23 protein-coding genes and 1 tRNA gene are annotated in these 26,196 nt (G+C 69.9%); 7 read left to right on the forward strand and 17 right to left on the reverse strand.

Features of this window, described 5'->3' with window-relative positions; genetic code table 11:
- Positions 1 to 85 precede the first annotated feature (85 nt).
- Positions 86 to 919 carry a hypothetical protein gene (locus WFM69_RS07650; RefSeq protein WP_337003285.1) on the forward strand — a complete coding sequence of 278 codons (834 nt, stop codon included), beginning with the start codon at positions 86 to 88 and terminating at the stop codon, positions 917 to 919.
- Here the strand turns inward: WFM69_RS07650 and WFM69_RS07655 are convergent.
- Together WFM69_RS07655 and WFM69_RS07660 are read right to left on the reverse strand one after the other, a co-directional pair.
- Positions 870 to 1,799 carry an NAD(P)-dependent oxidoreductase gene (locus WFM69_RS07655; protein WP_337003287.1) on the reverse strand — a complete coding sequence of 310 codons (930 nt, stop codon included), beginning with the start codon at positions 1,797 to 1,799 and terminating at the stop codon, positions 870 to 872. The genes WFM69_RS07650 and WFM69_RS07655 overlap by 50 nt on opposite strands.
- A complete protein-coding gene (locus WFM69_RS07660) occupies positions 1,796 to 2,407 on the reverse strand; it encodes a TetR/AcrR family transcriptional regulator (RefSeq protein ID WP_337003289.1) in 612 nt (203 codons plus the stop codon). Before WFM69_RS07660 ends, WFM69_RS07655 begins: the two co-directional genes overlap by 4 nt.
- A 115-nt stretch (positions 2,408 to 2,522) precedes the next feature.
- Here WFM69_RS07660 and pdhA point away from each other — a divergent pair, with 115 nt between their 5' ends.
- The 3 genes from pdhA to WFM69_RS07675 are packed head-to-tail and all read left to right on the forward strand — an operon-like array spanning position 2,523 to position 5,873.
- Positions 2,523 to 3,638, forward strand: a complete 1,116-nt coding sequence (pdhA, locus tag WFM69_RS07665) for a pyruvate dehydrogenase (acetyl-transferring) E1 component subunit alpha (RefSeq protein WP_337003291.1) — start codon at positions 2,523 to 2,525, stop codon at positions 3,636 to 3,638.
- Positions 3,635 to 4,627, forward strand: coding sequence for an alpha-ketoacid dehydrogenase subunit beta (locus WFM69_RS07670; protein WP_337003293.1), 993 nt, complete (start codon positions 3,635 to 3,637; stop codon positions 4,625 to 4,627). Before pdhA ends, WFM69_RS07670 begins: the two co-directional genes overlap by 4 nt.
- A gap of 16 nt (positions 4,628 to 4,643) precedes the next feature.
- Positions 4,644 to 5,873: a dihydrolipoamide acetyltransferase family protein gene (locus tag WFM69_RS07675; RefSeq protein ID WP_337003295.1), complete on the forward strand. Its 1,230-nt coding sequence runs from the start codon at positions 4,644 to 4,646 to the stop codon at positions 5,871 to 5,873.
- 69 nt (positions 5,874 to 5,942) lie between these two features.
- Here WFM69_RS07675 and WFM69_RS07680 read toward each other — a convergent pair.
- The 8 genes from WFM69_RS07680 to WFM69_RS07715 form a co-directional block, all read right to left on the reverse strand.
- A tRNA-Gln gene (locus WFM69_RS07680) sits at positions 5,943 to 6,014 on the reverse strand.
- 99 nt (positions 6,015 to 6,113) lie between these two features.
- Positions 6,114 to 7,619, reverse strand: a complete 1,506-nt coding sequence (gene gltX, locus WFM69_RS07685; RefSeq protein ID WP_337003297.1) for a glutamate--tRNA ligase — start codon at positions 7,617 to 7,619, stop codon at positions 6,114 to 6,116.
- A 53-nt stretch (positions 7,620 to 7,672) separates the two neighbouring features.
- On the reverse strand, positions 7,673 to 8,437 hold the full coding sequence (locus WFM69_RS07690; protein WP_337003299.1) for a class I SAM-dependent methyltransferase: 765 nt from the start codon (positions 8,435 to 8,437) through the stop codon (positions 7,673 to 7,675).
- Positions 8,434 to 9,693, reverse strand: coding sequence for an MFS transporter (locus WFM69_RS07695; protein ID WP_337003301.1), 1,260 nt, complete (start codon positions 9,691 to 9,693; stop codon positions 8,434 to 8,436). The genes WFM69_RS07690 and WFM69_RS07695 overlap by 4 nt, the downstream gene beginning before the upstream one ends.
- Complete coding sequence (locus tag WFM69_RS07700) at positions 9,690 to 10,466, reverse strand: fumarylacetoacetate hydrolase family protein (RefSeq protein WP_337003303.1); 777 nt, start codon at positions 10,464 to 10,466, stop codon at positions 9,690 to 9,692. Before WFM69_RS07700 ends, WFM69_RS07695 begins: the two co-directional genes overlap by 4 nt.
- Before the next feature lie 109 nt (positions 10,467 to 10,575).
- Positions 10,576 to 11,676: a branched-chain amino acid aminotransferase gene (locus tag WFM69_RS07705; RefSeq protein ID WP_337003304.1), complete on the reverse strand. Its 1,101-nt coding sequence runs from the start codon at positions 11,674 to 11,676 to the stop codon at positions 10,576 to 10,578.
- 60 nt (positions 11,677 to 11,736) lie between these two features.
- Entirely contained in the window at positions 11,737 to 12,780 is a 1,044-nt protein-coding gene (locus WFM69_RS07710) for a 3-isopropylmalate dehydrogenase (RefSeq protein WP_337003306.1), read from the reverse strand.
- Between the two features lie 81 nt (positions 12,781 to 12,861).
- Complete coding sequence (locus tag WFM69_RS07715) at positions 12,862 to 14,397, reverse strand: MFS transporter (protein ID WP_337003308.1); 1,536 nt, start codon at positions 14,395 to 14,397, stop codon at positions 12,862 to 12,864.
- A gap of 96 nt (positions 14,398 to 14,493) precedes the next feature.
- Here WFM69_RS07715 and WFM69_RS07720 point away from each other — a divergent pair, with 96 nt between their 5' ends.
- On the forward strand, positions 14,494 to 15,036 hold the full coding sequence (locus WFM69_RS07720; protein WP_337003310.1) for a TetR/AcrR family transcriptional regulator: 543 nt from the start codon (positions 14,494 to 14,496) through the stop codon (positions 15,034 to 15,036).
- A gap of 63 nt (positions 15,037 to 15,099) precedes the next feature.
- Here the strand turns inward: WFM69_RS07720 and serA are convergent, their stop codons facing one another.
- The 3 genes from serA to WFM69_RS07735 all read right to left on the reverse strand — a co-directional run bounded on the left by serA (position 15,100) and on the right by WFM69_RS07735 (position 17,624).
- A complete protein-coding gene (gene serA, locus WFM69_RS07725) occupies positions 15,100 to 16,704 on the reverse strand; it encodes a phosphoglycerate dehydrogenase (protein ID WP_337003312.1) in 1,605 nt (534 codons plus the stop codon).
- A gap of 123 nt (positions 16,705 to 16,827) precedes the next feature.
- On the reverse strand, positions 16,828 to 17,163 hold the full coding sequence (locus WFM69_RS07730) for a hypothetical protein (RefSeq protein ID WP_337003314.1): 336 nt from the start codon (positions 17,161 to 17,163) through the stop codon (positions 16,828 to 16,830).
- On the reverse strand, positions 17,160 to 17,624 hold the full coding sequence (locus WFM69_RS07735) for a hypothetical protein (RefSeq protein ID WP_337003316.1): 465 nt from the start codon (positions 17,622 to 17,624) through the stop codon (positions 17,160 to 17,162). Before WFM69_RS07735 ends, WFM69_RS07730 begins: the two co-directional genes overlap by 4 nt.
- 84 nt (positions 17,625 to 17,708) lie before the next feature.
- Between WFM69_RS07735 and WFM69_RS07740 the strand changes: the two genes are divergently transcribed.
- Positions 17,709 to 18,650, forward strand: coding sequence for a hypothetical protein (locus WFM69_RS07740; protein ID WP_337003318.1), 942 nt, complete (start codon positions 17,709 to 17,711; stop codon positions 18,648 to 18,650).
- 13 nt (positions 18,651 to 18,663) lie between these two features.
- Here the strand turns inward: WFM69_RS07740 and WFM69_RS07745 are convergent, their stop codons facing one another.
- Complete coding sequence (locus tag WFM69_RS07745; RefSeq protein WP_337003320.1) at positions 18,664 to 19,326, reverse strand: GntR family transcriptional regulator; 663 nt, start codon at positions 19,324 to 19,326, stop codon at positions 18,664 to 18,666.
- Between the two features lie 73 nt (positions 19,327 to 19,399).
- Between WFM69_RS07745 and WFM69_RS07750 the strand changes: the two genes are divergently transcribed.
- Positions 19,400 to 22,234 carry an FAD-binding and (Fe-S)-binding domain-containing protein gene (locus tag WFM69_RS07750; RefSeq protein ID WP_337003322.1) on the forward strand — a complete coding sequence of 945 codons (2,835 nt, stop codon included), beginning with the start codon at positions 19,400 to 19,402 and terminating at the stop codon, positions 22,232 to 22,234.
- 71 nt (positions 22,235 to 22,305) lie between these two features.
- On the opposite strand, the gene WFM69_RS07755 is transcribed toward WFM69_RS07750, so the two are convergent.
- The 3 genes from WFM69_RS07755 to WFM69_RS07765 form a co-directional block, all read right to left on the reverse strand.
- Positions 22,306 to 23,646, reverse strand: a complete 1,341-nt coding sequence (locus tag WFM69_RS07755) for an alpha-L-fucosidase (RefSeq protein WP_337003324.1) — start codon at positions 23,644 to 23,646, stop codon at positions 22,306 to 22,308.
- Positions 23,643 to 25,187, reverse strand: coding sequence for a M81 family metallopeptidase (locus WFM69_RS07760; RefSeq protein WP_337003649.1), 1,545 nt, complete (start codon positions 25,185 to 25,187; stop codon positions 23,643 to 23,645). Before WFM69_RS07760 ends, WFM69_RS07755 begins: the two co-directional genes overlap by 4 nt.
- Positions 25,188 to 25,248: 61 nt before the next feature.
- On the reverse strand, positions 25,249 to 26,196 hold the full coding sequence (locus WFM69_RS07765) for an ROK family protein (RefSeq protein ID WP_337003326.1): 948 nt from the start codon (positions 26,194 to 26,196) through the stop codon (positions 25,249 to 25,251).

Below are 26,196 nucleotides of genomic sequence, written 5' to 3' on the forward strand. Positions count from 1 at the left end.
CTTCGATGGATGCCGCGCGCGCGTGCGGCGACGTGCGGCGTTCCCGGATTGTCCGAGAGCGCGGGTTTCTGCCATCATCGCGAGCATGGCCCTGTCATTCGAAGAGTTCCGTTCCTCGCTGGTGAACGCCGCCGCCCGACAGGGGCTGGGTATCCAGCTCACGGACGTCGAGGCGCAGCAGGTCGCCGCCGATCCGCAGGCCAGCCAGAGCTGGTACGAGTACTGGCTGGCGATCAGCCGCCAGGCACCGGAGCCCGAGGCCCCGCCCGCCACGGCGGCACCGCTGGGCGGACACGACTTCGCGCACGCCAGCGCATTCTCATCCAGTTCCCCCGTCCCCGGCGGCGCGCCGACTTTCGGGGCCGCGCCCGGCATCGCCGCCACCCCGGGCTTCGTGGCGGCGGCAGCACCGGAGAGCGGGAAGAAGAGCCGCATCGGGCTGTGGGTCGCCCTGTCGATCGTCGGCGCACTCCTGCTGATCGCGATCGCCGTCGTGGTGATCGCGTTCACCACCGCGCGCCACTGGACCAAGGTCGACGTGCCGGAGAAGCCTGAGACATTCCACAGCGAGGAGTTCGAGACCGGACGCTACTTCGTGGTCGACGACGGCGTGAGCCCCTGTGCCGTGGATCAGGACTGGACCGACTGCATCGCCGCGATGGAGGCCCAGTACGCCGGGGCGTGCGTCGGCACGGACCTCGTCCCCACGACGGTGGTCGTCTGCACCCAGCACCGCGCGGAGATCGACCGCATGACGGCCGAGGACAGCGAAGGATCGGTCGTGGCGTCGCTCGGAGACTTCGGACACCTCTCCCTGACCCCGGAGACGGAGACGCGTCAGGTGTCGAACGAGGACTTCGAGCCGGCCGTCACGCACGAGGCGGTCTGCTACCTCGGCTTCCTCGGGGAGTGCGAGTAGTCGCCGCGGCCCTGGCATCGAGCGCGGCGATCACGCCGATCATGTCCGACGTACCGAGCCCCGCCGCCGCGGCTTCCTCGTAGAGCTCCCGACTCGCCGTGATGAGCGGGTGCGCCGCGCCCGACGACTGCGCCGCGTCCTCGGCGAGCCTCGCGTTCTTCAGCACATCGGCGATCGCCGCCTGGGCGGTGAGGTCACCCTCGACGAGTTTCGAGGCCTTGCCCTGCGACACCGCCGACGCCATCGGACCGGCGGCGAGCACGAGGCGGAGCACCTCGGGATCCACACCGCTGTGCTGGGCGAAGTGGAACGTCTCCGCGAGACCGCTCACCATCGTGATGAGGAACGTGTTCACGGCCAGCTTCGTCGACAGGGCGGCGGGGATCTGCCCGCAATGGAACGTGTGGGAGCACATCGCAGCGACGATCGGCTCGACCTCGGAGACGACGTCGGCCTCTCCCGCGAGCATCGCCACCAGCGTTCCCTGCTCGGCCGGGATGCGGGAACCGGACACCGGTGCTTCGACATAGCGTCCGCCCACGTGATCGACCTCGACGGCGAGAGCGCGGGAGAAGTCGGTCGTGAAGGTTCCCATCTGCACGATGGTCGAGCCGTTCACGTACCGGGAGAAGTCCGGGGTGCCCCGACCGAGGACCGAGTCGACCGCCTCCTCGTCCCGCAGCATCAGGATCACGGTGCCGGCCGTCGCGAACACCTCCCCGACGTCGACCGCCGCTCGGGCACCGAGCCGTCGCAGCTCCTGCACCGGCGGCGAGCTGCGCGCCCAGACGATCACGTCGAACCCGGCCCGGACGAGGTTGCTCGCCATCGGAGTGCCCATGATCCCGAGCCCGATGAAGCCCACCGTCGTCGCGCTCACGCCATGCTCCCGAGGCGTTCCGCCGAGAGGCCGAGCGCCGAGAGCGCGGCCGAGGCCTGGGCAGCGGCCTCGGCACGATCCGGCGCGGCGCGGAGACCGAGCAGCCGCTGCCGATGCGGCTCGCCCAGAAGGAGCGCGAAGAGGTGCTCGGCGACCGCGGGGTCTCGATCGGGCAGTGTCCGCCCCAGTACGGCGATGTAACTGCGCGGACCCTCTTCGTAGAACTGTCGAGCGAGTTCGGGGATCCGGTGCGCCTCCGCGATCATCAGGCGGTGCAGCCCGATCGCATCGTCCGACTGGAGGGTCATCACGATGCTCTCCGCTACGGATGCCACCCCCTCCTCCGAGGCGGACACGAGCAGGGTGCGTTCTCTGAGGCGCGCGATCGCGGCGAGGAAGATCTCGTTGCGGTCGCCGATGTACGAGTAGATCGTGCGCTTCGTCACGTGGGCTTCCACCACGATGTCATCGAGGGTGACCCTCTCGAAGCCGTCCCGCACGAAGAGCCGGACGGCGGCGTCGAGGATGTCGTCGCGCCGCTGCGTGCGCTCGTGCGCTGTCGGGCGCCCGCGTTTGCGCGGCGTCTGATCGATCTCGACTTCTGGCATCCGAGCCTCCTCGTCCACAACACAACTATGCTCGATCATAGAATGATCCTGGTTTAGTTTCATTAGTGCGGCCGGTGTCTCAGCCCGGCCGACGAGGGCGAGAAGGAGAACCCGCATGCCCACAGCACGCACGACCCCGAAGACACGCCCAGGCAGACGCACCCCGCGGCAGGCGAACGATCAGCACCTGACGGAGGTGCGACTGCGCGCGTTCCACCGGCAGATGCTGACCATCCGACGCTTCGAGGAGCGCGCCGCCCGCGGCTACGCTGAAGCCAAGATCGGCGGCTACTGCCACCTCAACCTCGGCGAGGAGGCTGCTGTCGTCGGGCTCATGGCCGCCCTGCAACCGACCGACTACGTCTACGCCAACTACCGTGAGCACGGCTACGCGCTCGCCCGAGGAATCACGCCCGAGCGCGCGATGTCCGAGCTCTACGGACGCACCGACGGCGTCTCCCGAGGCTGGGGCGGCTCCATGCACATGTTCGACCTCGACGCGCGTTTCATGGGCGGCTACGGGATCGTCGGCGGCCAGATCCCCCTGGCGACCGGAACCGCGCTCGCGATCGACTACCGCGGCGGCCCCGAGGTCGTCATGTGCCTGATGGGAGACGGCACCACCAACATCGGTGCTTTCCATGAGTCGCTCAACATCGCCGCGCTCTGGGGGCTGCCCGTCGTCTACGTGGTGAACAACAACGGACTCGGCATGGGCACCTCGGTCGAGCAGTCCTCAGCCGAACCGGAACTCCACCGACGCGCCGCCGCGTACCGCATGCCCGCCGCGCGGGTGGACGGCGGCGACCCCGTCGCCGTACTGGAAGCGGCCCGCATCGCCGTGGCCAGCGCCCGCGCCGGGCGCCCCTATCTGCTGGAGACGATGACAGGACGGATGAAGGGCCACTCGGTGGTCGACCCTGCACGGTACCGCTCCGCCGATGAGGTCGCCGCAGCACGTTCCGCCGACCCCGTCGCCGCCTTCACCGCACGACTCCAGGAGCGCGGCATCCTCGACGAGGACGAGAGCGTCGCGATCGACGCAGAGGTCACCGCCGAGATCGCGGCTGCCGCAGCATTCGCCGACGCCAGCCCTCATCCGGACGCATCGACGCTCTTCGACTACACCTACGCGACGCCGGTCCCGAACGACTCCCGTCGCCTTCCCGGCGAAGCGCTCTTCCCCGCGCCGCCCCGAACACCGAGCCGAGCGTCGGAGGTGGTGCGATGAGCGTCATCAGCTATCGCCAAGCCCTGCACGACGCTCTCCGCAGCGAGATGCTGCGCGACGACGAGGTGTTCCTGATCGGCGAGGAGATCGGAGTCTTCGAGGGCTCGTACAAGATCACGGCCGGACTGCTCCAGGAGTTCGGGCCGAAACGGGTGCGAGACACCCCGATCGCCGAAGAGGGGTTCACCGGCGCCGCCGTCGGCGCGGCGATGGTGGGGCTGCGCCCGGTCGTGGAGATCATGACCATCAACTTCTCCCTCCTCGCACTCGATCAGATCGTCAACCACGCGGCGAAGATCTACGGCATGTTCGGGGGCCAGGCACGCGTCCCTCTCGTGATCCGCACGCCCGGCGGCGGCGGGCAACAGCTCGGCGCCACGCACTCCCAGAACGTCGAGCTCTACTACGCGTTCGTCCCGGGCATGAAAGTGGTCGCACCGTCCACACCGGCCGACGCGAAGGCGCTGATGCTCGCCGCGATCCGCGACGACGACCCCGTGCTCGTCCTCGAGAACCTGGCGCTGTACAACACGACCGGCGAGGTGCCGGACGACATCGAGCCCGCGCAGATCGGCCGAGCCGCTGTCACGCGCGAGGGCCGCGACATCACCGTCGTCGCGTATTCGCGCATGGCGACGATCGCCCTCGAGGCAGCCGAGCGCCTCGCCGGCGAGGGCATCGACGTCGAGGTCATCGACCTGCGCAGCCTGCGCCCGCTCGATCGCGACACCGTCATCGCGTCGGTCCGCAAGACCACCTGTGCCGTGACCCTGGAAGACGACTGGCTGACCTACGGCATCGGGGCGGAGATCGCTGCCAGCATCAGCGACGGAGCCTTCGACTGGCTCGACGCCCCCGTGCGCCGCGTCGCGATGGCCGAGGTGCCCATGCCGTACGCGAAGACCCTGGAACAGGCGGCGCTCCCCACCGTGGACGACGCCGTCACCGCCATCCGCGAGACCATCGACGCCGTCGCGCGTCGCCGCTGAGACCGAAGAAGACACCATGATCGACATCCTCATGCCCCGCCTCTCCGACACCATGACGGAAGGCGCCGTCGCCGCCTGGCACAAGCACCCGGGCGACGCGGTCACCCCGGGCGACCTCCTGCTCGAAGTCGAGACCGACAAGGCCCTGATGGAGCAGGAGGCGTACGACGCCGGAGTGCTCCGGGAGATCCTGGTACCCGAGGGCGAGAGCGTCGCCGTCGGCACGCCGATCGCCCGACTCGACGACGGCGTCACCCACGACGCTCCGCCCGCGAGAGCCACCCCCATCATGGATGCGGTCGCGGTGGCCATGCCGCCTCACGCCTCCGCCGACGCCGGAGCGCCCCCGGCGGCACCGGCTGGGCAACGAGTGCCCGCGACTCCTCTCGTGCGCCGGATCGCGAAGGAACGCGGCATCGCACTCACGGGCATCTCCGGGACCGGACCGGGCGGACGCATCGTGCGCGCGGATCTGGAAGACATCACCGCTGCCGCAGAAGAATTCCCTGCACCCGTGGTACCGTCCGACGCCACCGTCGCCCGTGACAGCGCCGAGGGAGAACGGATCCGCTTCGACGCCACCCGCCGAACGATCGCCGCACGGATGACCGAAGCCGCGGCCATCCCGACCTTCACGGCGACATCGTCCGCTGTCGTCGACGAACTCCTGACTCTCCGCGCACGGATCAACGACAGCACGGAGCCGAGCACACCACGCGTGAGCGTCAACGACCTCGTTGTCAAGGCCGCGGCCCTCGCCCTCCGCGCGCATCCGGAGCTCAACGCGTCCTACTCCCCCGACGAGGGTGGAGCCGTCGTCATCCATCCCGCGGTGAACATCGGCATCGCGGTCGCCGCGGCGGCAGGCCTGGTTGTTCCCGTGGTGCGCGCGCCCGACACGATGACGATCACGGGCATCGCAGCGGGCACGCGAGTCCTCGCGGAACGTGCGGCCGAACGCCGTCTTGGTGTCGCCGACATGGCAGACGGCACCTTCACCGTGAGCAACCTGGGCATGCACGGAGTCGACAGCTTCACGGCCATCATCAACCCGCCGCAGGGAGCGATCCTCGCCGTCGGACGCACCCGCGAAGAGCTCACCCTCGTCGACGGGGCCGTCGTGGCCCATCGACGCATGAGCTACACGCTGACTGCGGACCACCGCATCATCGACGGGGCACTGGGCGCTCGATTCCTCGGAACGCTGACCCAGTTGCTCGAGGAGCCGTTGCGGTTGCTCACCTGACACGCTCGTCGATCCACGACCTGTTCCGGAAACAACGAAACCCCCGCCTGAGCGGGGGTTTTCGTTGTGCTGGGGTACCTGGACTCGAACCAAGAATAACGGAACCAGAAACCGTCGTGTTGCCAATTACACCATACCCCAAGGGCGAAACCGGAGCCTCGCACCGAGAGTCAAGCTTACCCGAGCGGCGACCGAACGCCAAAACCAGCGCCCCGCACCGCCGCCCGGGCGCGTCGCGTCTCAGTGCACGAGGAAGGCCGACAGAGCACGGAGTCGGCGCAGAGACTCGTCCTTGCCCAACAGCTCCATCGACTCGAACAGCGGCGGCGAGATCCGGCGCCCCGTGATCGCGACGCGCGGCGGACCGTAGGCGACGCGCGGCTTCAGCTCGAGCTTCTCGACGAGCTCCGCAGCGAGAGCTTCCTGGATCTTCTCCGGCGTGAAGTCGGTCACCGGCTCGAGCGCGGCCACACAGGCGTCGAGCACCTCGGCGGCGTTCGCCGGCAATCCCTTGAGCGCATCCTCGGCGTACGACACCTCATCGGTGAACAGGAAGCCGACCATCCCGGGAACCTCGCCTAGCAGCTGCACGCGCTCCTGCACGAGCGGCGCGACGCGGAACGCCGTCACCAACTGCTCGTGCGTCGGCTCGTCGAACAGGCCGGCGGCTGCCAGGTACGGGATCGTCCGCTCAGCGAAGTCCTTCTCCCCCAGCATGCGGATGTGGTCACCGTTGATCGACTCGGCCTTCTTCTGGTCGAAGCGTGCCGGGTTCGGGTTCACGTTCACGATGTCGAACGCGGCCGTGAACTCGTCCAGCGAGAACACGTCGCGGTCGGGACCGATCGACCATCCCAGCAGCGCGAGGTAGTTCAGCAGCCCCTCGGGGATGAAGCCACGGTCGCGGTGCAGGAACAGGTCGGCCTGGGGGTCGCGCTTGGAGAGCTTCTTGTTGCCGGTCTCACCCAGCACGAGCGGCATGTGCGCGAAACGCGGCACGAAGGTCGTGACCCCCGCGTCGATCAGCGCGGCGTACAGCGAGAGCTGCCGAGCCGTCGACGGCATGAGGTCCTCTCCGCGCAGCACGTGGGTGATGCCCATGAGGGCGTCGTCCACCGGGTTCACGAACGTGTACAGCGGCACGCCGTTCGGTCGCACCACCACGAAATCGGGGAACGAACCCGCGGGGAAGGTCACCTCGCCGCGGATGAGGTCGACGTACGTGACGTCCTCGTCCGGGACGCGTAGACGCAGCGCTGGCTGACGGCCCTCCGCACGGAAGGCCGCCTTCTGCTCCTCGGTGAGACCACGGTCGTGGTTGTCGTAGCCGAGCTGCTTCGCGCGGCCGTTGGCCTCATTGCGGGCGTCGATCTCCTCCGCGGTCGAGTAGCTCTCGTAGAGCGCACCCGTCGCGACGAGCTTGTCGATTACACCGCGGTAGATGTCATGACGTTCGGACTGCCGGTAGGGAGCGTGCGGGCCGCCGACCTCGACGCCCTCATCCCAGTCGATCTTGAGCCAGGTGAGCGCGTCGACCAGCTGGCGGAAGCTCTCCTCGCTGTCGCGGGCGGCATCGGTGTCTTCGATGCGGAACACCATCTTGCCGCCGTTGTGGCGGGCATATGCCCAGTTGTAGAGCGCGGTGCGGACCATGCCGACGTGTGGCAGGCCGGTCGGCGAGGGACAGAAGCGGACGCGGACGTCGGCACCACTGACAGTCGTGGTGAGGGGGTGAGGAGTAGCCATAGCCCTCTGATTCTACGGGGCGGACCGTGGCGACCGCAGAGACCGCGAGCGGGTCAGAGCAGCGAGCAGGAGGCGATCGCCGCCCGGTGCTCCAGCGGCAGCACCCCGTCGACGAGGCGCTCGTCCACGACCTCGTCGAACGCCCGCCGGAAGCGCTGTCGCTCCTCGGTGTCGAGTGCGGCGTAGAGCGCTCCAGCGCCCGCCACGCCGCCTTCGACCGACGCCCACAGCACGTCCGGTGCCACCGTCCAGGTCCAGGTGTGCTCGACGACGCCGACGCCGCGCCACCCCGCGTCCCGGAGCATGCCCTCGAACCCCTCCGCCGTCCGCTCGAAGTCCTCGCTCTCCGGAAGCCGCTGCCCCGCGAGGGGTGCGAGGACGGCACGGCGCGTCACCTCGGCCCACAGCCAGGACGGCGAGAGCGTCCAGGTCGTCGCGGCCACGGCCGACCTCGCGACCCGTCGCAGCTCGGCCGCCGCGGTGCGCGGAGTGGCGACGTGATTCAGCACGAAGTTCGCGATGACGACGTCGAAGGATCCGTCTGCGAACGGAAGGCCGGGAAGTGCGCCGTCCAGCACGCGGACCCGCGGGTGTCGCGCTGACGACACGGCGCGCATGCTCGGCTCCGGCTCGCACGCCGTGACCATCCATCCCGCGGTCGCCCAGGCGTCGGCCAGAGTACCGTCTCCCGACCCGACATCGAGAAGGGTCCGCCCGTGAGCGGCGCCCAGAGCGGCCTGCAGGAGCGGGAACGTTCCGGCGCACAGCGCCGCATACGATGCGGAGTAGGCCTCCCCCACCCCCACCCAGTCCTTCATCGCGCCCCGGAGCGCGCGAGCGGCGATAGCGCCACGATCGCGATCACGAGCACGAACGCCGCGACACCGAGCCCCGCGTACTGGAAGTTCGCGAGGACCACACCCGCCAGCACGGACCCGGCCGCGGCGCACAGACTCATGAGCGAGTCGCTGCGACCCTGTCGTCGCGTGCGCAGCTCGGGCGCGGACGCCTCGGTGAGCAGCGCCGCACCCGCCACGGTCGCCGCGCTCCAGCCGAGGCCGAGCAGGATCAGGGCGACCATGACGCCCCACGCCTCCGTGCCCGTGAAGACCGCGAACGCCAATGCTCCCGCCAGAAGCACCTGTCCGAGCAGGACGACGCGCAGCCGTCCCCATCGGTCGGCGAGCACACCGAACACAGGCGACAGCGCGTACATGCCGCCCACGTGCAGCGCGATCGTGATCCCCACCAGCGCCGAGACATCCGCGGGGGTCGCCGCCATGCCGTTGGCGCCATGGGCCATGTGCGAGAGATGCACGGGGGTCATCGCCATCACCGACGCCATCACCACGTGGGATCCGGCGATCGCGAAGATCGCGTAGCGGGCGACGCGCGGCCGGTCCTCCACGACGATCCCGGTCGCTGCGGCGGCGGCCTTGGCGAGCTTCTGCGCCGCCAGGAGGGGATCGGGTCGCAGCGCGACGAGGTAGAGCGCGAGCGCCGCGCATTGCGCGACGAACGAGAACAGGTAGGAACCCGTCTGCGGCGGCATCCCGACCGCCTGCCCGACGATCTCACCGGGGCCGAGGAGCAGCGGGCCGGCGACACCACCGATGGTGGTCGACCAGACGACGATCGAGAGGTCACGGCCCCGGTGCTGCGGCGCGGCGAGATCGGTAGCGGCGAACCGCGACTGCAGATTACCGGCGTTGCCCGCACCGATCATCAGGATGCCGGCGAGGAGCAGCGGGAACACCCGCAGCGACGCGGCGAGGATGACCACGGCGATGCCGACCAGTGCGAACAGGTTGCCGAGGGTGAGCGCGCGGCGGCGTCCTACCCGCGCGGCCAGGCGCGCGAGCGGGATGGCGCACAGGGCAGCGCCGAGCGTGACGGATGCGGTCGCGAGTCCCGAGAGCGCATCGCTCCCCGAGATGTCCGCTGCCAGCAGCGCCCCGAGAGAGACCGTCGCCCCGAAGGCGATGCCGCCCAGCACCTGCCCCAGCGACAGCACCAGCACGGTGCGCCGCTGGACCGCCGTCTGCTGCGCCGCCGTCAGGGCGACCGCAGTCATGGCGCGGGAACGGCGTCGCGCACAGTGTTGCGCAGGATGCCCAGTCCGGTGATCTCGACCTCGACGACGTCGCCGGCGTCGAACGTGCCGACTCCGGCCGGGGTCCCGGTCATGATCACGTCGCCGGGCAGCAGCGTGAACACCGCGGAGGCGTACTCGATGATCGCCGGCACCGAGTGGATCATGTCGGTCAGCGGCGCGTGCTGGCGCACCTCGCCGTTCACACGGGTCTCGATCGTCGCCGTCGCCGGATCGAAGTCGGTCTCGATCACCGGGCCGAGCGGGCAGAACGTGTCGAAGCCCTTCGCGCGCGACCACTGGCCGTCCTTGCGCTGCAGGTCACGTGCGGTCACGTCGTTTCCGATCGTGTAGCCGAGCACGTAGTCGAGCGCGTTCTCGGCCTTGACGTTCTTGGCGATCTTTCCGATCACCACGACGAGCTCGCCCTCGTACTCCGTGCGCTCCGAGAGCGTGGGGCGCACGATCGTGTCGCCGGGGCCGATCACGGCGGTGTTGGGCTTCAGGAACAGCAGCGGCTCCTCCGGAGCCACTCCCCCCATCTCGGCGGCGTGATCGTGATAGTTCTTCCCCACGCAGACGACCTTGGATCGCGGGATCACGGGGGCGAGCAGCGCGGCGTCCGCGAGCGGCACCCGCGCACCGGTCGTCTCGTACCCGGTGAACATCGGATCCCCCGCGAGCACCACGAGCTCGCGCTCGTCGATGATCCCGTACATGATGGCTTCGTCGTGGCTGAACCGGGCGATCTTCATGGATCCAGCCTACCGAGCGACCGCAGCGACGCCGAGACCCCGGCATCCCCTCCACACGCCGAGACCCCGCCTTCGCTACGTCAGGAAGGCGGGGTCTCGGCGGGAGGCGTCAGGCGTCGAGACGCAGGAGCCAGCCGTGCCGGTCCTCGCGGCGGCCGTACTGGATGTCGGTCAGCTCCTCGCGCAGGGACAGGGCGAGGTCACCGAGGGGCTGCGGCTCGTCGAAGCCCTCGCCCACCAGCGCGCCGATCGGCGTGACGACCGCGGCCGTCCCGCACGCGAACACCTCGACGATGTCGCCGGACGCCACGCCCTCGCGCCACTCGTCGATCGAGATGGGACGCTTCTCGACCGTGTAGCCGCGGTCTGCCGCCAACTGCAGCAGCGAGTCGCGCGTGATGCCCTCGAGGATGCTGTCGGACTCGGGCGTGACCACGCGTCCGTCCTTGAACACGAAGACGACGTTCATGCCGCCGAGCTCTTCGACGTTGCGCTTCTCGTTGAGGAACACAACCTGGTCGCATCCCTTCGCGCTGGCCTCACTCTGAGCCAACAGGCTCGACGCGTAGTTGCCGCCGGTCTTGGCCTTTCCGGTGCCGCCCTTGCCTGCACGCGCGTACTCCTCGGAAAGCCAGATGCGCACGGGCTTCACGCCGCCGGAGAAGTAGGCGCCGGCCGGGCTCGCGATCACGTAATAGGCGACCTTCTGCGCCGCACGGACGCCGAGGAAGGCCTCCTTGGCGAACATGAACGGCCGCAGGTAGAGACTCTGGTCGGCGCCGGAGGGGACCCAGCGGCCGTCGACCGCGATGAGCTCGCGCAGCGACTGGATGAAGTACTCGGTGGGCAGCTCGGGAAGCGCGAGGCGACGGGCGCTGGCCTGCAGGCGCGCAGCGTTGCGGTCGGGCCGGAACGTGTGGATCGAGCCGTCGGCGTGACGGTAGGCCTTGATCCCCTCGAAGATCTCCTGCGCGTAGTGCAGCACGGATGCCGCCGGGTCGAGCGGGATCGGGCCGTACGGCTGCACGCGCGGACGGTGCCAGCCACCCTTCGCCGACCAGCAGATGTCGACCATGTGGTCGGTGAAGACCACACCGAATCCCGGATTCTCCAGGACCTCGGCGACGCGCGCGGGCGAGGCGGCGGTCAGGTTTTTCGTCACGGCGAACTCCAGCGGAGCCACAGTCGCCTCGGCATCGATGGTCGTCATCTCATCATCCATTCCTCGTGGGTGGGCGCATCATCGCGCCCGTTCAGACTACGCCTGCGGTCAGAGGCGTGCGGTGATCGCGGAGCCGATCTCCGCGGTCGTGCGCGCCGCGGTGCGGGCGGCGATGTCGGCCTCGACCGCCGCACTCACGCGCGCGGACTCGGCGGTGAGGCCGAGGTGATCGAGCAACAGTGCGATCGACAGGATCGCGGCGGTCGGGTCGGCCTTCTGCTGACCCGCGATGTCGGGCGCCGAGCCGTGCACGGGCTCGAACATCGAGGGGAACGCCCCGTCGGGGTTGATGTTCCCGGATGCCGCGAGTCCGATACCGCCCGTGACCGCCCCGGCGAGGTCGGTGAGGATGTCGCCGAACAGGTTGTCGGTGACGATCACGTCGAAGCGCGAGGGGTCGGACACCAGGAAGATCGTGGCCGCGTCGATGTGCAGGTAGTCCACCGCGACGTCGGGGTGCTCGGCCGCGACCTCGTTCACGATGCGCTGCCAGATGGCGCCCGCGTGCACGAGCACGTTGGTCTTGTGCACGAGCGTGACCTTCTTGCGGCGACGTTCCGCGAGGTCGAAGGCGTAGCGCACGACACGCTCGACCCCGAACGCCGTGTTCACCGAGGTCTCGTTGGCGACCTCGTGCGGGGTACCCTTGCGGATCGCGCCGCCGTTGCCGACGTACGGTCCCTCGGTACCCTCGCGCACCACGACGAAGTCGATCTCACCCGGGTCGGCCAGCGGGCCGGGTGCCCCGACGAACAGCTTCGACGGGCGCAGGTTCACGTAGTGGTCGAGGGTGAAGCGCAGCTTGAGCAGCAGCCCCCGTTCGATGTTGGCGTCCTTCAGACGCACGTCGCCCGGGGTGCCGCCGACCGCGCCGAGCAGGATCGCGTCGTGCGCGGAGATCGCCGCGAGGTCTTCGTCGGTGAGGGTGTCGCCCGTCTCGAGGAAGCGGGCGGCGCCGAGCGAGAAGCGGGTCTTGTCGAAGACCACGTCACTGCCTGCGGTGACGGCGTCGAGCACCTTCTCCGCCTCGGCGATGACCTCGGGACCGATGCCGTCACCGGGGATGACGGCCAGCTTCACGACACGCGACATGAGACTCCTTGCGCACTGCACGGGGATGGACCGGCCCAGACTCGACCGCGGTCGGACGAGCCGGTCCTCCCAGCGTACTGGTCAGTGCGCGGGGGCCTTGCGCAGTGTGACGAGGGCGATGACGCCGGCGACCACCACGAGCCCCGCCCCGATCAGCGAGGTCACCATGACACCGGAGCCGAACGCCGCGGCCGCCGCATCCCAGAGGGCGGTGCCGAGCTGGCCCGGCAGTGCTTGTGCGGCCGTGTAGGCGCCGGCGAGGGTCTCCCCTGCCGCATGCGCGACATCGGCCGGCAGACCTTCCGGCAGCACGAGCGCGCCCCGGTAGAACGCGGTGATGATGCCGCCGAGCACCGCGGTGCCGAGCACCGCACCGAGCTCGTACGCGGTCTCGGACACGGCGCTGGCCGCGCCGGCCTTCGCCGCGGGGGCGCTCGAGAGGATCAGCTCGTTCGAGATGGTCTCCGCCGCGCCGATGCCGATGCCGAGCACGATGAACGCGATGACCAGCGGCAGGACACCGTGCTCGTGCGTCGTGAACGCCACGATCAGGTAACCGGCCACCGAGAACGCGAGTCCGGCGGGGATCACGATGTGCGGCGGGATGCGACGCGAGATCGGCACGACCGAGAGACCGGCCACGATCATCGCGAGCATTCCCGGCACGAGCGCGAGCCCTGCCGTCATCGGCGACAACCCGAGAACGAGCTGCAGGTGCTGGGAGACGAAGTAGAGGAAGCCGACCAGGGCGACGACGCTGAGCAGGTTCACCAGGATCGCCCCCGAGAAGGAACCGCGGCGGAACAGCGCCATGTCGAGCATCGGGGTCTTCGCCCGCAGCTGCCGACGCACGAACAGGTAGCCCATGGCGAATCCGAGGAGCGCCCACGCCCCGGCCTTGAGGTTCGGACCGTCGACGGCCAGCGACTTGATCGCGTAGACCACGGGGATCATCGTCGCCATCGACAGCGCGATGCTGATCAGGTCGATACGGCCCGGGTTCGGGTCGCGGCTCTCCGGGACGAGCAGCGGCGCGGCGATGAGGAGCGGGATGAGCACCGGCACCGCGATGAGGAACACGGAGCCCCACGCGAAGTGCTCGAGCAGGAACCCGCCGACGATGGGTCCGAGGGCGGAACCGGCGGAGAACGCCGACGCCCACACCGCGATGGCCATACGGCGCTGGTCGCGGTTCTGGAAGATCGAGCGCAGGAGCGACAGGGTCGACGGCATCAGCATGGCGCCGAAGAAGCCGAGGAGTGCCCGCGCCGCGATGAGCAGTCCGGCGGTAGGTGCGAAGGCCGCGAGGGCGGACACGGCGGCGAAGCCGGTCGCACCGATCAGCAGCATCTTCCGACGACCGAAACGGTCGCCCAGTGTTCCCATGGTGACGAGGAGACCGGCGAGCACCAGGGGGTACACGTCGATGATCCACAGCTGCTCGGCCCCGGTGGGCGCGAGCGCGATGGAGATCTCGGGGAGCGCGAAGCTCAGCACCGTGTTGTCCACCGAGACCAGCAGCACCGGGAGCATGAGGACGACGAGCGCCGCCCAGCCCCGGGCTCCGACGCGGGGAGCATCCGTCTCTGTCGTCGGGATCGACGCAGTACGGGTCATGGAACACCTCTCAGGATCGTGATCGCACGGTTAGTGAACCGTCCGGATGGTATAGTAACAGAATCCGCCCTCCGGTTCCCGAACAGAGGATGAACGATGCCCCGCCCTCCCCTCGCCCGCGAGAAGGTGCTCGACGCCTTCGAAGCGATCCTCATCGACGACGGCGAACGCGCGGCCACGCTCGACGCCACCGCCAAGGCCGCCGGCGTCTCGAAGGGCGGACTGCTCTACCACTTCGGCTCGAAGGACGAGCTCGAGGCCGGTCTGCTGGCGCGACTGGACGAGCTCACGACGCTGGACCTCGCGCGGATGGCGGCGGCAGACGAGGGGCCTGTGGCCTACTACGTGCGCACGTCCGTCATGGAGGACGATGCCCTCGACCGTGCTCTCATCGCCGCCACCCGGCTCGCCCAGGGAGGGTCGCTCCCCGCTGCCGAGATGCTGCGCGACACGCGACGCCGCTGGGCCGAGACGATCCGCCCGCATGTGCGCGACACCGCGAGCCTCGACCTCGTCATGCTCGTCAGCGACGGTCTCTACTTCAACAACTCGCTCGACGTGCACGGCCCCGAACGGCTCGTCCCGCGCAGCGACGAACTCGCCGACCTGATCGCCCTCGTGCTCAAGGCGACCGCCTGATCACTGCAGCAAGACGAGAGGGCGGGAGCATCACGCTCCCGCCCTCTCGTATCAACCCGTCGATCAGACCTCGGTGATCTCGATCTGACGGAACAGGTCGGCGTCGATCGCGTCGCGGACGTCGTCGAGCAGCTCGTCGGAGACGGGCGAGTCGAGCGTCAGCACGCTGAGTGCCTGCGCGCCCGCGGCCTGACGGGCGATCTGCATGCCGGCGATGTTGATGCCCGCCTCGCCGAACTTCTGCCCGTAGACCGCGACGATGCCCGGGCGGTCGGTGTACAGCATGACGACGTGGTGCTTCTCGATCGGGAGCTCCAGCGCGTGGTCGTTGATGCCGACGAGCTTCTCGGCCTGCTTCGGGCCGGTGAGCGTGCCGGAGACCGAGAGCTGCGAACCGTCGGACAGCGCACCCGTGAGGGTGATCACGTTGCGGTACTCGTCGCTCACGTCGTCCTTGAGCAGACGCACCGCGATACCGCGCTGGTCCGCCAGCAGCGGCGCGTTCACGTAGGAGACGGTCTCGCTCACGATGTTCGTGAAGACACCCTTGAGCGCGGCGAGCTTGAGCACGCTCACGTCGTAGTCGTTCAGCTCGCCGTGCACCTCGACGTCGAGGCTGGTCAGCGGGGAGGTCGCCAGCGCCGCGAAGATCTGGCCGAGCTTCTCGACGAGCGAGATGCCGGGGCGCACGTAGGGGTCGATGACGCCACCCGCGACGTTCACGGCGTCGGGGACCAGGTCGCCGCCGAGGGCGAGACGCACGGAACGGGCGACCGAGACGCCTGCCTTCTCCTGGGCCTCCTCGGTGCTCGCACCCAGGTGCGGGGTGACGACCACGTTCGGCAGCTCGAGGAGCGGACGAGCGGTGCCGCCCTCCGCGGGAGGCTCGGAGGTGAAGACGTCGAGGCCCGCGCCCGCGATCTCGCCCGCGACGAGAGCCGCGTGCAGCGCCTCCTCGTCGATGAGGCCGCCGCGGGCGACGTTCACCACGAAGGCGGTCGGCTTCATCGCCTTGAACTGCGCTGCCCCGATCATTCCGGTCGTCTCGGGCGTCTTCGGCATGTGGATGGTCAGGAAGTCCGACTCGGCGACGAGCTCGTCGAGTGACAGCAGCTGCACGCCGAGCTGCTGCGCACGCGCCGAGGTCACGTAGGGGTCGTACGCGACGACTCGCATGTCGAACGCAGCGAGGCGCGCGGCCACGAGGGCGCCGATGCGGCCGAGACCCACGATGCCGACCGTCTTCTCGAAGAGCTCGGCACCGGTGAAGGAGCTGCGCTTCCAGGCGCCCGCGGAGAGCGAGGCGTGCGCGGCGGGGATGCGGCGGGCAAGGCTCAGGATGTGGCCGACCGTGAGCTCGGCGGCCGAGACGATGTTCGACGTCGGCGCGTTGACGACCATGACGCCCGCAGCCGTCGCCGCCTTGATGTCGACGTTGTCGAGGCCGACACCGGCGCGGGCGACGACCTTCAGCTTCGGCGCGTGCGAGAGCGCCTCCTCGTCGATGCGGGTCGCCGAGCGGACCAGGACCGCATCGGCATCGGCCAGCGCAGCGAACAGCGCCTCGCGATCGGTGCCGTCGACGTCGCGGACGTCGAAATCGGGACCGAGGGCCTCGATGGTGGCGGGAGAGAGAACTTCGGCGATGAGCACGACGGGCTTCGGCACAGTGGATCCTTCGGGGCAGCGCGGGAGGGGCCGATGCGCCGCACACCATGGGGGCGCGATCGCGTCAACTCTACCGGAGCGGCCGTGACGCTCCGTGCCGTGTGACGTCGGGCGACCGGCGCCTCAGGCGCTGGGAAGCGTGAGGCTCAGCGCGATCAGGCTCATCCAGAACACCGCGACGATGCCGAGACCGGCGAGGAAGACGAGCGCCAGCTCGCCGACCCCACGCCGCCGCCCGATGACGAAGGCGAAGGCGAAGACGATCGCGGGGAACGCCACCCCGAACAGAAGCGTCGCCCACCCGCCCCCGGTGAGCCCGGTCTGCGCCATGGTGATGAGGTGCGCGACCGCGTTCCAGACCGCATAGGCGTAGAAGAGCCCGGCCAGGCCGATCACGAGTCCCACGAGCCAGCGGGGCGAGCCCTGGGACACCTCCGGTGTCGTCGGAGCCGAGGTCATGATCCGATCACCCCCACGGTGACGAAGGGCCAGGGAACTAGCAGCACGACGCCGCCGAGCAGGACGGCCGCACGGATCCAGGCGGCCTTGCCGCGAGTCAGCACCCAGCTCGCGAGGAACCACAGCGCGGGCGCCGCGATCGCCAGGAAGAACCACGGCAGGAACATCACGTCGGACACCAGGAACGATGCCAACGGCTGGAGGCGGAGTCCGCCCACGATCCAGCCGATCGTGTACAGGAGGCAGACGCCGCCGATCACTCCGACGAGCAGCAGCATGGGCGTGCTCAGCCCGACCGGCTCGTCTTCGTGCGCGGGCGTGATCGTGCCGTCGTCCTCGATCGTGGCGACATCGTCGCTGCCTTTGCCGACCGCGTTCCAGCCCCGCGGAAGCGCCGGGTCCTTCCGCGTCGGCTCGTCGTCGCCGTCCCAGCGCAGGGCGTCGTCGGAATCGGAGGTCATGCCTCCAGCGTAGGACACCCGGTCCACTAGGCTCGGGGTTGCCTTGCGCCGATTCGGCGGGCATCGGAGGGGAAAGGGAGCACCGTGGCCGACAGCGACAAGACGAACGCCGGCGTCGAACCGACCGCAGGCAGCGGCGCGATCTCCGAGCCCCCGGCAGGGTGGGTCCCGACGCCGGAGGCCAAGGCGAAGGCCACGCGCTTCCGCTGGACCGCCGCGATCCTCTGGGCCCTCGCGATCATCGGAGAGGCCGTCGGCATCTTCTGGCTCCTGCGTCAGCGGGTCTTCGTCGGCGAGGACGGCACGTTCGTCCGCGACCCCGACACCGGACTCCTCCAGGAGCAGGGCGTCACGGCGCAGTTCCCGCAGTGGGCCTTCATCGCCCTCCTCGTGCTGCTCGTCGTGATCGCCGCACTCTCCATCACCGGATCGGTGCTGTGGAAGAAGGCGAATCGGCTCGATCCCGCGCGCAAGTCCGACAAGACGCGCTTCTTCGTGCAGAACCAGCTCGGCGCGATCATCGCGGTCATCGCCTTCCTCCCGCTCGTCATCCTCATCTTCCTGAACAAGGACATGGACAAGGGACAGAAGACCACCGCGGGAATCGTGGGCGTCGCCCTCGCCGCGCTGGCCGTGTTCATCGGCGTCGACTTCGCGCCACCCTCGGTCGAGCAGTACACGGCCGACCAGTCCGCTGTCATCCAGCTCCTCGGCAAGGACGAGGTCGTATGGGTCGACGGCGGCAAGGTCTACCACGTGTGCGACGTCGTGCCGGCGATCCAGACCGGCAGTGAGATCCGCACCGGAACGACCGCGCAGGCCGTTGAGGCAGGCAAGATCCGGCTGACGCTGCAGTTCGCGTCCGAGCTGCGCGCCTGCGACCTGCCCGTGCCCGAGAACGACGCGGAGATCACCGAGGCGCTGCGGGCGATCCAGGCCGGTCAGGTCGACACCGTGCTGCCGGCACCGGTCTGGGCCGACACCGCCGAGGCACCGATCGTCGTCGAGGACGCACCCGCCGAGTGAGCATCGTTCGACCCTAGTCCGCGTCGAGCGCCTCCACGAGCCGCTCCTCTGCGGAGGACAGGTGCGCCTCCAGCAGCTCCGCCGCGCGCTGCCCGTCACCGGACGCGACCGCGTCGAGGATGTCGGCATGCTGCGCCGAGATCACCGCGGCGTCGAGCAGACGCCTCCCCTGCACCTGCGCCATGCACAGCCGCACTTCGTCGAGCACGCTGCGGTACATCCGTCCGGTGCGCTCGCTGTCGAGCGCGTCGATCAGGGCGGTGTGGAACCGCAGGTCGGGGTCGACCGTGGCCGGGTCGGGTCCCGGCGGCATCGCGAGGATCTCGGCGTTGGCGTCGAGCGCGGCCGGCGGCACCGTCCGGGTGACCGCGAGCTCGCGAAGCGCCGCACTCTCCAGGCGCGTCCTCGTGCGATAGACGTCGCGTACGGTCGCCGAGTCGATTCCCACCACGCGGGCGCTCCGATGCGCGGTCCGCACCAGGAGACCCGATGCGACGAGCTGCTCGATCGCGGCCTTCGCACTCGGTCGCGCCACGCCGAACAGCTGCGAGACGGCAGCCTCCGTGAGCGGGACGCCGGAGCGGATGTCGCCGGACAGGATGCGCCCGCGCAGCTGAGCGGTGACAGCGTCCACGACGCCGACGATCCCGAGCGACGCCTCCGAGGTGGTGGTCATCCGCTCAGCCTATCGACACCGCACACAGTCGGTACACTTGTCTGACAATCTCTCGACGGAGCAGAGGAGCACCGTGCCGACCACACTCGCCCAACCGCTGGATCCCGCACTGCTGGGTGCGACGACGCAGGTGCACTCCCGCTCCATCGACCGCTTCGCCCGCGCTCACGACGCCTCTCACTACCTGCTGATCCCGGACGCCGTGCTCTCCCCCGCAGACGCCGAAGGGGTCGCCCGCGCGTTCGGCGCCGTCCGCGCCGCCGGCCGCACGCTCACCTTCCGCTCCGGCGGCACCAGCCTGTCCGGCCAGAGCGTCAGCGGAGACATCCTCGTCGACACGCGCAGCAGCTTCCGCGACATCCGCGTGGAGGACGAAGGCGCGACCGTGCGCGTCGGCCCCGGCGCGACTGTGCGCCAGGTCAACACCCGGCTCTCCCGATACCGCCGCAAGCTCGGCCCCGACCCCGCCAGTGAGATCGCCTGCACGATCGGGGGCGTCGTCGCCAACAACTCCAGCGGCATGGCGTGCGGAATCACCGAGAACTCGTACCAGACCATCGAATCGATGACCGTCGTGCTGCCGAGCGGCACGATCCTCGACACCTCGCACCCCGACGCGGAAGAACAGCTGCGCGCCGCGGAGCCGGAGCTCGCCGAAGGGCTCCTCGCCCTGCGCGCGCGTCTGCTCGCCTCCCCCGCGCACGTCGCCTTCCTGCGCCAGCAGTTCTCGATGAAGAACACCATGGGCTACGGACTCAACGCGCTGCTCGACTTCGAAGATCCGGTGCGCATCCTGGAGCACCTCATCATCGGATCGGAAGGCACCCTTGCATTCGTCGCCGAAGCACGCTTCCGCACCATCGAGGTGCGCCCGGCGATCGCGACCGGACTCCTCGTGTTCGAGACGCTCTCGGCGGCCATGGCCGCCCTCCCCGACCTGACCCGACTCGGCCTCGCCACGATCGAGCTCATGGATGCCGCCTCGCTCCGAGTGGCGCAGGGCTTGAGCGACGTGCCTGCTGCCATCGCCGAGATCGAGGTGCGGGAACACGCGGCGCTCCTGGTCGAGGTGCACGCCGCCGACACCGACGCCCTGACCGCGGCGAGTTCGTCTGCCCAGCACCACTTCGAGACGCTGCCTCTCGCCGTGACACCGCGCCTCACCACCGACGCCGCCGAGCGCGCCGCACTGTGGCACGTGCGCAAGGGCCTCTACACGGCGGTGGCCGGTGCCCGCCCCTCCGGCACGACCGCCCTGCTGGAAGACATCGTCGTCCCCGTCCCCCGTCTGCTCCACACGTGCGAGCGCCTGATCGAGCTGTTCGCCACGCACGGCTACGAAGGCTCCGTCATCTTCGGGCATGCCAAGGACGGCAATGTGCACTTCCTGCTGAACGAGCGCTTCGACGATGCCGACAGCGTGGCCCGCTACCGCCGCTTCACCGACGACCTCGTCGAGCTGGTGCTCTCGCAGCAGGGGTCGCTCAAGGCGGAGCACGGCACCGGACGGATCATGGCGCCGTTCGTCCGCCGCCAGTACGGTGACGAATTGACCGACATGATGTGGGAGATCAAGGGGCTGTTCGACCCCGACCGCATCCTCAACCCCGGAGTGGTGCTGTCCGACGACCCCGACTCCTACCTGCACGACCTCAAGCGGGTGCCGACCGTGGAGCACGAGGTCGACCGCTGCGTGGAGTGCGGCTACTGCGAGCCGACGTGCCCGAGCAAGAGCATCACGCTGACGCCGCGTCAACGCATCGTGATCCGCCGCGACATGGCCTGGGCCGAGGAGCAGGGCGACACCGCGCTGCTGCGCGACCTGCAGAAGGACTACGACTACGACGGCGTGCAGACCTGCGCGGTCGACGGCATGTGCGGCGTGGCGTGCCCCGTCGACATCAACACCGGCGACCTGGTGCGCCGGCTGCGCGCCGAGCAGGCGAATGCGGTCGAGGGTGCGGTGTGGGGAACCGCTGCCAAGCACTGGGGTACGGTCACCCGCGCCGGGGGTGTCGCGCTCACGGTCGCGGACGCGCTCCCCGCGCCGTTGGTCCGCGGGGTGACGCAGGTCGGCCGTGCGGTGCTCGGCGCCGACACGCTCCCGCTCTACGACGGTGGGCTTCCCCGCGGCGGCTCGAAGCCTCCGCGTCCTTCCGCGCCCGACGATGCCCGCGTGGTGTTCTTCGGCGCCTGCATCGGCACGATGTTCGGCGCGGAGCGCGAGGGACAGGGGTCGCGCGATGCGCTGCGCGAGCTGTTGGATCGCGCCGGCATCCCGGTCGTGATCCCCGAGGAGAACGGCGGACTCTGCTGTGGCACGCCGTGGAAGTCGAAGGGGCACCTCGACGGCTATCGGCTGATGTCGGATCGGGTCCTGGACTCACTGTGGGAGGCGAGTCGCCACGGGGAGCTGCCCGTCGTGTGCGACGCGGCTTCGTGCACCGAGGGCCTCGACGTGATGCTGGCGCAGGCCGTGGCGAAGAACCCGAAGTACGAAGGACTCCGGATCGAGGACGCGACGACCTATGTCGCACGCGAGGTGCTGCCGACGCTGAGAGTGTCGGCCAAGCTCCCGACTGTGGCCGTGCACCCGACCTGCTCCACGACTGCCCTCGGCGCCACCGGAGCGCTGACCGCGATCGCTGCGGCGGTGGCGGACGAGGTCTTCGTCCCCGAGGGGTGGGGCTGCTGCGCATTCGCGGGCGACCGCGGCATGCTGCATCCGGAGCTCACCGCCAGCGCGACCGCGCAGGAATCCGCGGAGATCGCCGCTGCCGACGCCGAACGCGGCGGGTTCGACGCGTTCGTGTCGGCGAACCGCACCTGCGAGATCGGGATGACACGGGCCACCGGCCAGCCGTACCGGCACGTGATCGAGGTGCTCGAGGAGCTCACGCGCTCCTGAACCGGCGCACGCACGGATGAGGGCCCTCCCGGAACGACTCCGGGAGGGCCCTCCTCGCGACCCGGCCCGTCTCAGCCTGCGGACAGGACCGCGACCGCCTCCGACCGGAGCCCCGCCGGGATGACCACGGTCCCGCGGTCGGAGTCGGCCCTCTCGGGCGCGGAACCGTCGGCCCAGCGCAGCTCCGACCCGGACAGCTCGTCGGGCAGTTCGAGCGCGCCGACGCTCGGGTCGAGCGCGTGCACGTGCACGGTCGACCCCGCGGTCGTGTAGCGACGGGGAGCACCGGTGCGCTCCCCCATCCGAATCCAGGGGCGCGTGCCGTAGATCGCGTCGCCGTTCACGTCGAGCCATGCTCCCAGTTCGCGCATCGCGCGACGCTGCAGCTCCGGGATGGAGCCGTCGGCCGCGGGGCCGACGTTGATCAGCAGGTTGCCGTTCTTGGCGACGACATCGACGAGGAGGCGGATGAGCGCCGCGCCCGAGAGCGAGTGCCGCTCGTCCTCGGCCTGGTTGAACCCGAACGAGTAGCCGAGGCCGCGCGTCGACTCCCACGGCTCCGGGATGATCTCCGGGATGTGCGTGTACTCGCGCGTGAGGAAGCCGTGGTACGGCACACCCCAGCGGTCGTTGACCACGCCGTCGGGCACCGCGTCGAAGTAGCGCTCCAGCAGGGCAGCGACCCCGAACTCGTCGTGCCCCTTGCCGCCGTCCGGCCACTCGATGTCATTCCACAGCACGTCGGGCGAGAACCGCGACACGAGCTCGTCGAGCTGCGCCGCCGAGTACCGGGCGAAGTGCTCGTCGTTGCGGCGGAACCGGAACAGATCGGTGTCGGACTCGATCGGCGGGAAGTCGCTCACGTGCCAGTCCAGGGCCCCCGAGTAGTACACGCCGAACTTCGCCCCGGCGCGACGGGTCGCATCGTGGAACTCGGAGATCAGGTCACGGCGCGGACCCCGTCGGGCGGCGTTGAATCCGGTCGTCGCGGTGTCCCAGAGGCAGAATCCCTCGTGGTGCTTGGTCGTCGGCACGATGTACTTGGCGCCCGCGCCGACGAGCTCTCCGACGAAGGCGTCCGCGTCGAACGCCGAGGCGTCCCAGCGGTCGGCGAGGTCCTCGTACGAGGTGCCCGGTCCGAACAGCTGCTGGTGCCGCTCCCACGTGGGGCTACCAGCGATACGGACCGTGTTGCCGTACCACTCGGCGTACTGGTGCCAGGCGTAGGCGTCTTCGGTGGGGATGTTCACGCCCTCGCCGTGCTGCACGGCCCAGGCGGGCACGGAGTAGAGGCCCCAGTGCACGAAGAAGCCGAGCTTGGCGTCGCGGTACCAGTCCGGCACGCCGGCCGCGGGGTAGACGGGCGCGTTCAACCCGAAGTCGGGACCGGTGCGCTTCTCGAAGTTCATCATGCGGTCTGCTCCTCGGAGGTGCCGCGGCGGACGACCACGGCGGTGAGGTCGGGATCGCCCGACGTGTCGAACGGGTAGACGCCGGGGCGGAGGCGGTGGTGGCCGAGACGCAGGAGGTCCTGGTCGACGCCGCCGGGAGTCAGGGCGAGCGTCCAGCCTTCGGCGAGCTCGTAGAGCTCCGGTTCGAGGTACCCGATCTTCACGACGACGATGTCGGCCGTCGTGGGCTCGAGTCCCAGCATCCGGAAGTCGGAGAGGTGGTGGAACGGCTTGCGGCGTTCGGTGATGATGGCGTGCAGACCGCCGACCGCGATCACCACCTGCGTGCCGGCATCGGGGTCACCGTCGGTGATCGAGAACACGGTGCCGTCGATGGTCGCCGGTCCGTGCGGGCCCGCGTCGACGCGTGCTCCCGCCGTGAGGGTGACGGCAGCGCCGACCCCCGCGGCGACCGCGTCGGCGACGGCGTCCCGGTCGAAGATCGAGGCCACCAGGGTCGTCCGAGTGCCGTCGGTGAGCTCCGGTCGCTCCAGCAGGTGCGCGAGCGTCCAGGTGACGTCACCGGCGCCGCCCGCAGTCGGGTTGTCGCCGGAATCCGAGATGAGGTACGGATGCGGCGCCCCCGGTGCGAGCGCCTTCCTGAGCGCTTCGTCGAGCGACCCGGTCTCGGCGACGAACACGAAGTCCTCGCGCGCGTCCCAGAACATGCGGGCGACCCGCTCGGCCTCACGCGCGATGAGGTCGCGGTCGTCGCCGGTCACGACGACGTACGCCTGGCAGCGCTCCTCGTCGGCCCAGGCGTATCCGATCCACACGGAGGCGTCGACCACGCCGGGGAGCGCCTCGATCTCGGGGAGCTCGGCATAGATGCTGCGTGCGGGCTCCAGCCGGGTGCTGGTCTTCTCCCCCGGCAGCAGCACGGGAACCGGCACCCACGCCGTGTACGGTCGCCGCGCCAGAGGCTCGGCACCGTGCGGTCCTCGAAGACGCGCGAGCAGGTTCCACACCGCGCGCTCCTTCGTGTTCATCCAGTCCTCGTGCGGTGCCATCCGGTAGCACGTGAGCAGGTCGACCGCGTCACGAAGGACCTCCGACACGTTGCCGTGCAGATCCATCGAGGTCGACACGAGCGTGTCCGGCCCGAGCGCGGCCCGCACCGCCAGGGCGAGATCGCCCTCGGCATCGTCCATGCCGACCACGCTCATGGCGCCGTGGATGTCGAAGAAGAACCCGTCGAACGGCCCCTGCTCGCGGATGCCGGCCACGATCGCGTCCTTCATCCGGAGGTAGGTGTCCGTCGCCACTGCGCCGCCGGGGAGCGACCGACCGTGCGTGAGCGGCACCCATTCGGCCGCGGCGGCGAGCTCGCGCCCGTCGTCGAGGAACGGGTAGTACGCCCGCAGGGTCTCGCCGGTGCGCACCGTGAAGGCCTCGTCGCCGGAGATGTGCGGCGAGAACGTGCTCGACTCGATCGAGATCCCGGCGATGCCGATCCGCGGCCTCGGCAGGCCGCCGTCTGCGAGGGGCGGCAGCGGCCCCATCCAGATCTCGTGGGCGTCGGGACGTGTCACAGGGTTCTCCTTGTCGGTGGGAGGGTGTGTCTCAGTGTGCTGTTGCCGGCACGAGGGCGCGGCGGGCGGTCTCGATGACCCCGAGCGCGACGGCGTCGGACCCGAGAACGGCGGGGACGATGCGCAGCGGGATGCCCGAGACGGGCGAGTCCGTGACCAGTGTGCGGGTGATCGCGGGTTCGAGGAGATCCCACGCCGCCGTCACTCCGCCGCCGACGATCGCACAGGGAAGGTCGAGGATGGTCGCGGCACTCGCGCAGGCGAGGGCGAGGGCCCGGCCGGCGGCGTCGAACACCGCCACCGCATCCTCGTCGCCGGCACGCGCACGATCGGCGACGACCCTCGCGTCGGGCACGGCGTCACCTGTGCGCTCCGCGTAGCGCAGCGCGATCGAGGTGCCCGATGCCAGCGTCTCGAGGTGTCCGACTTGACCGCAGGTGCATACGAGGTCGCTGTAGCCGGGGGTGTGCCCGATCTCACCCGCAGCACCGTGGGGGCCGTGGTGAAGTTCACCGTCGATGAGGAGCGCCCCGCCGACGCCGGTGCCGAGCATCACGCCCAGCACGTCACGGTCACCCCGCCCGGCAGCGGCGGCCTCCCCGAGGAGGAACGCGTTCACGTCGTTCTCCACCCGCACGGGCACACCGAGTCGCGACTCCAGTTCCTCCGCGAGCGGGAACCCCGCCCAGCCGACGAAGGTCGCGGAGGCCGCCCGGATCGTCCCGGTCTCATGGTCGATGACTCCGGCCGCGCCGACACCGGCCGCGGCGAGCGAGACATTTGCCTCGGCAGCGAGAGCGGTGGCGAGACCGGCGGCCGCGTCAGCCATCGCCGCGCCCCCGAGCGCCGCCGGGGCGGCGACGCTCCCCCGCGCCAGCACCGCCCCGTCACCGCTCACCAGGAGGGCGGCGATCTTGGTGCCGCCGATGTCGATCCCCACGACTCCCGTGCCGTACGGCATCGGGGCGTCGATGGGCAT

The sequence above is a fragment of the Microbacterium sp. LB12 genome, from assembly GCF_037150835.1.
In the GTDB taxonomy this organism is placed as follows: Bacteria; Actinomycetota; Actinomycetes; order Actinomycetales; family Microbacteriaceae; genus Microbacterium.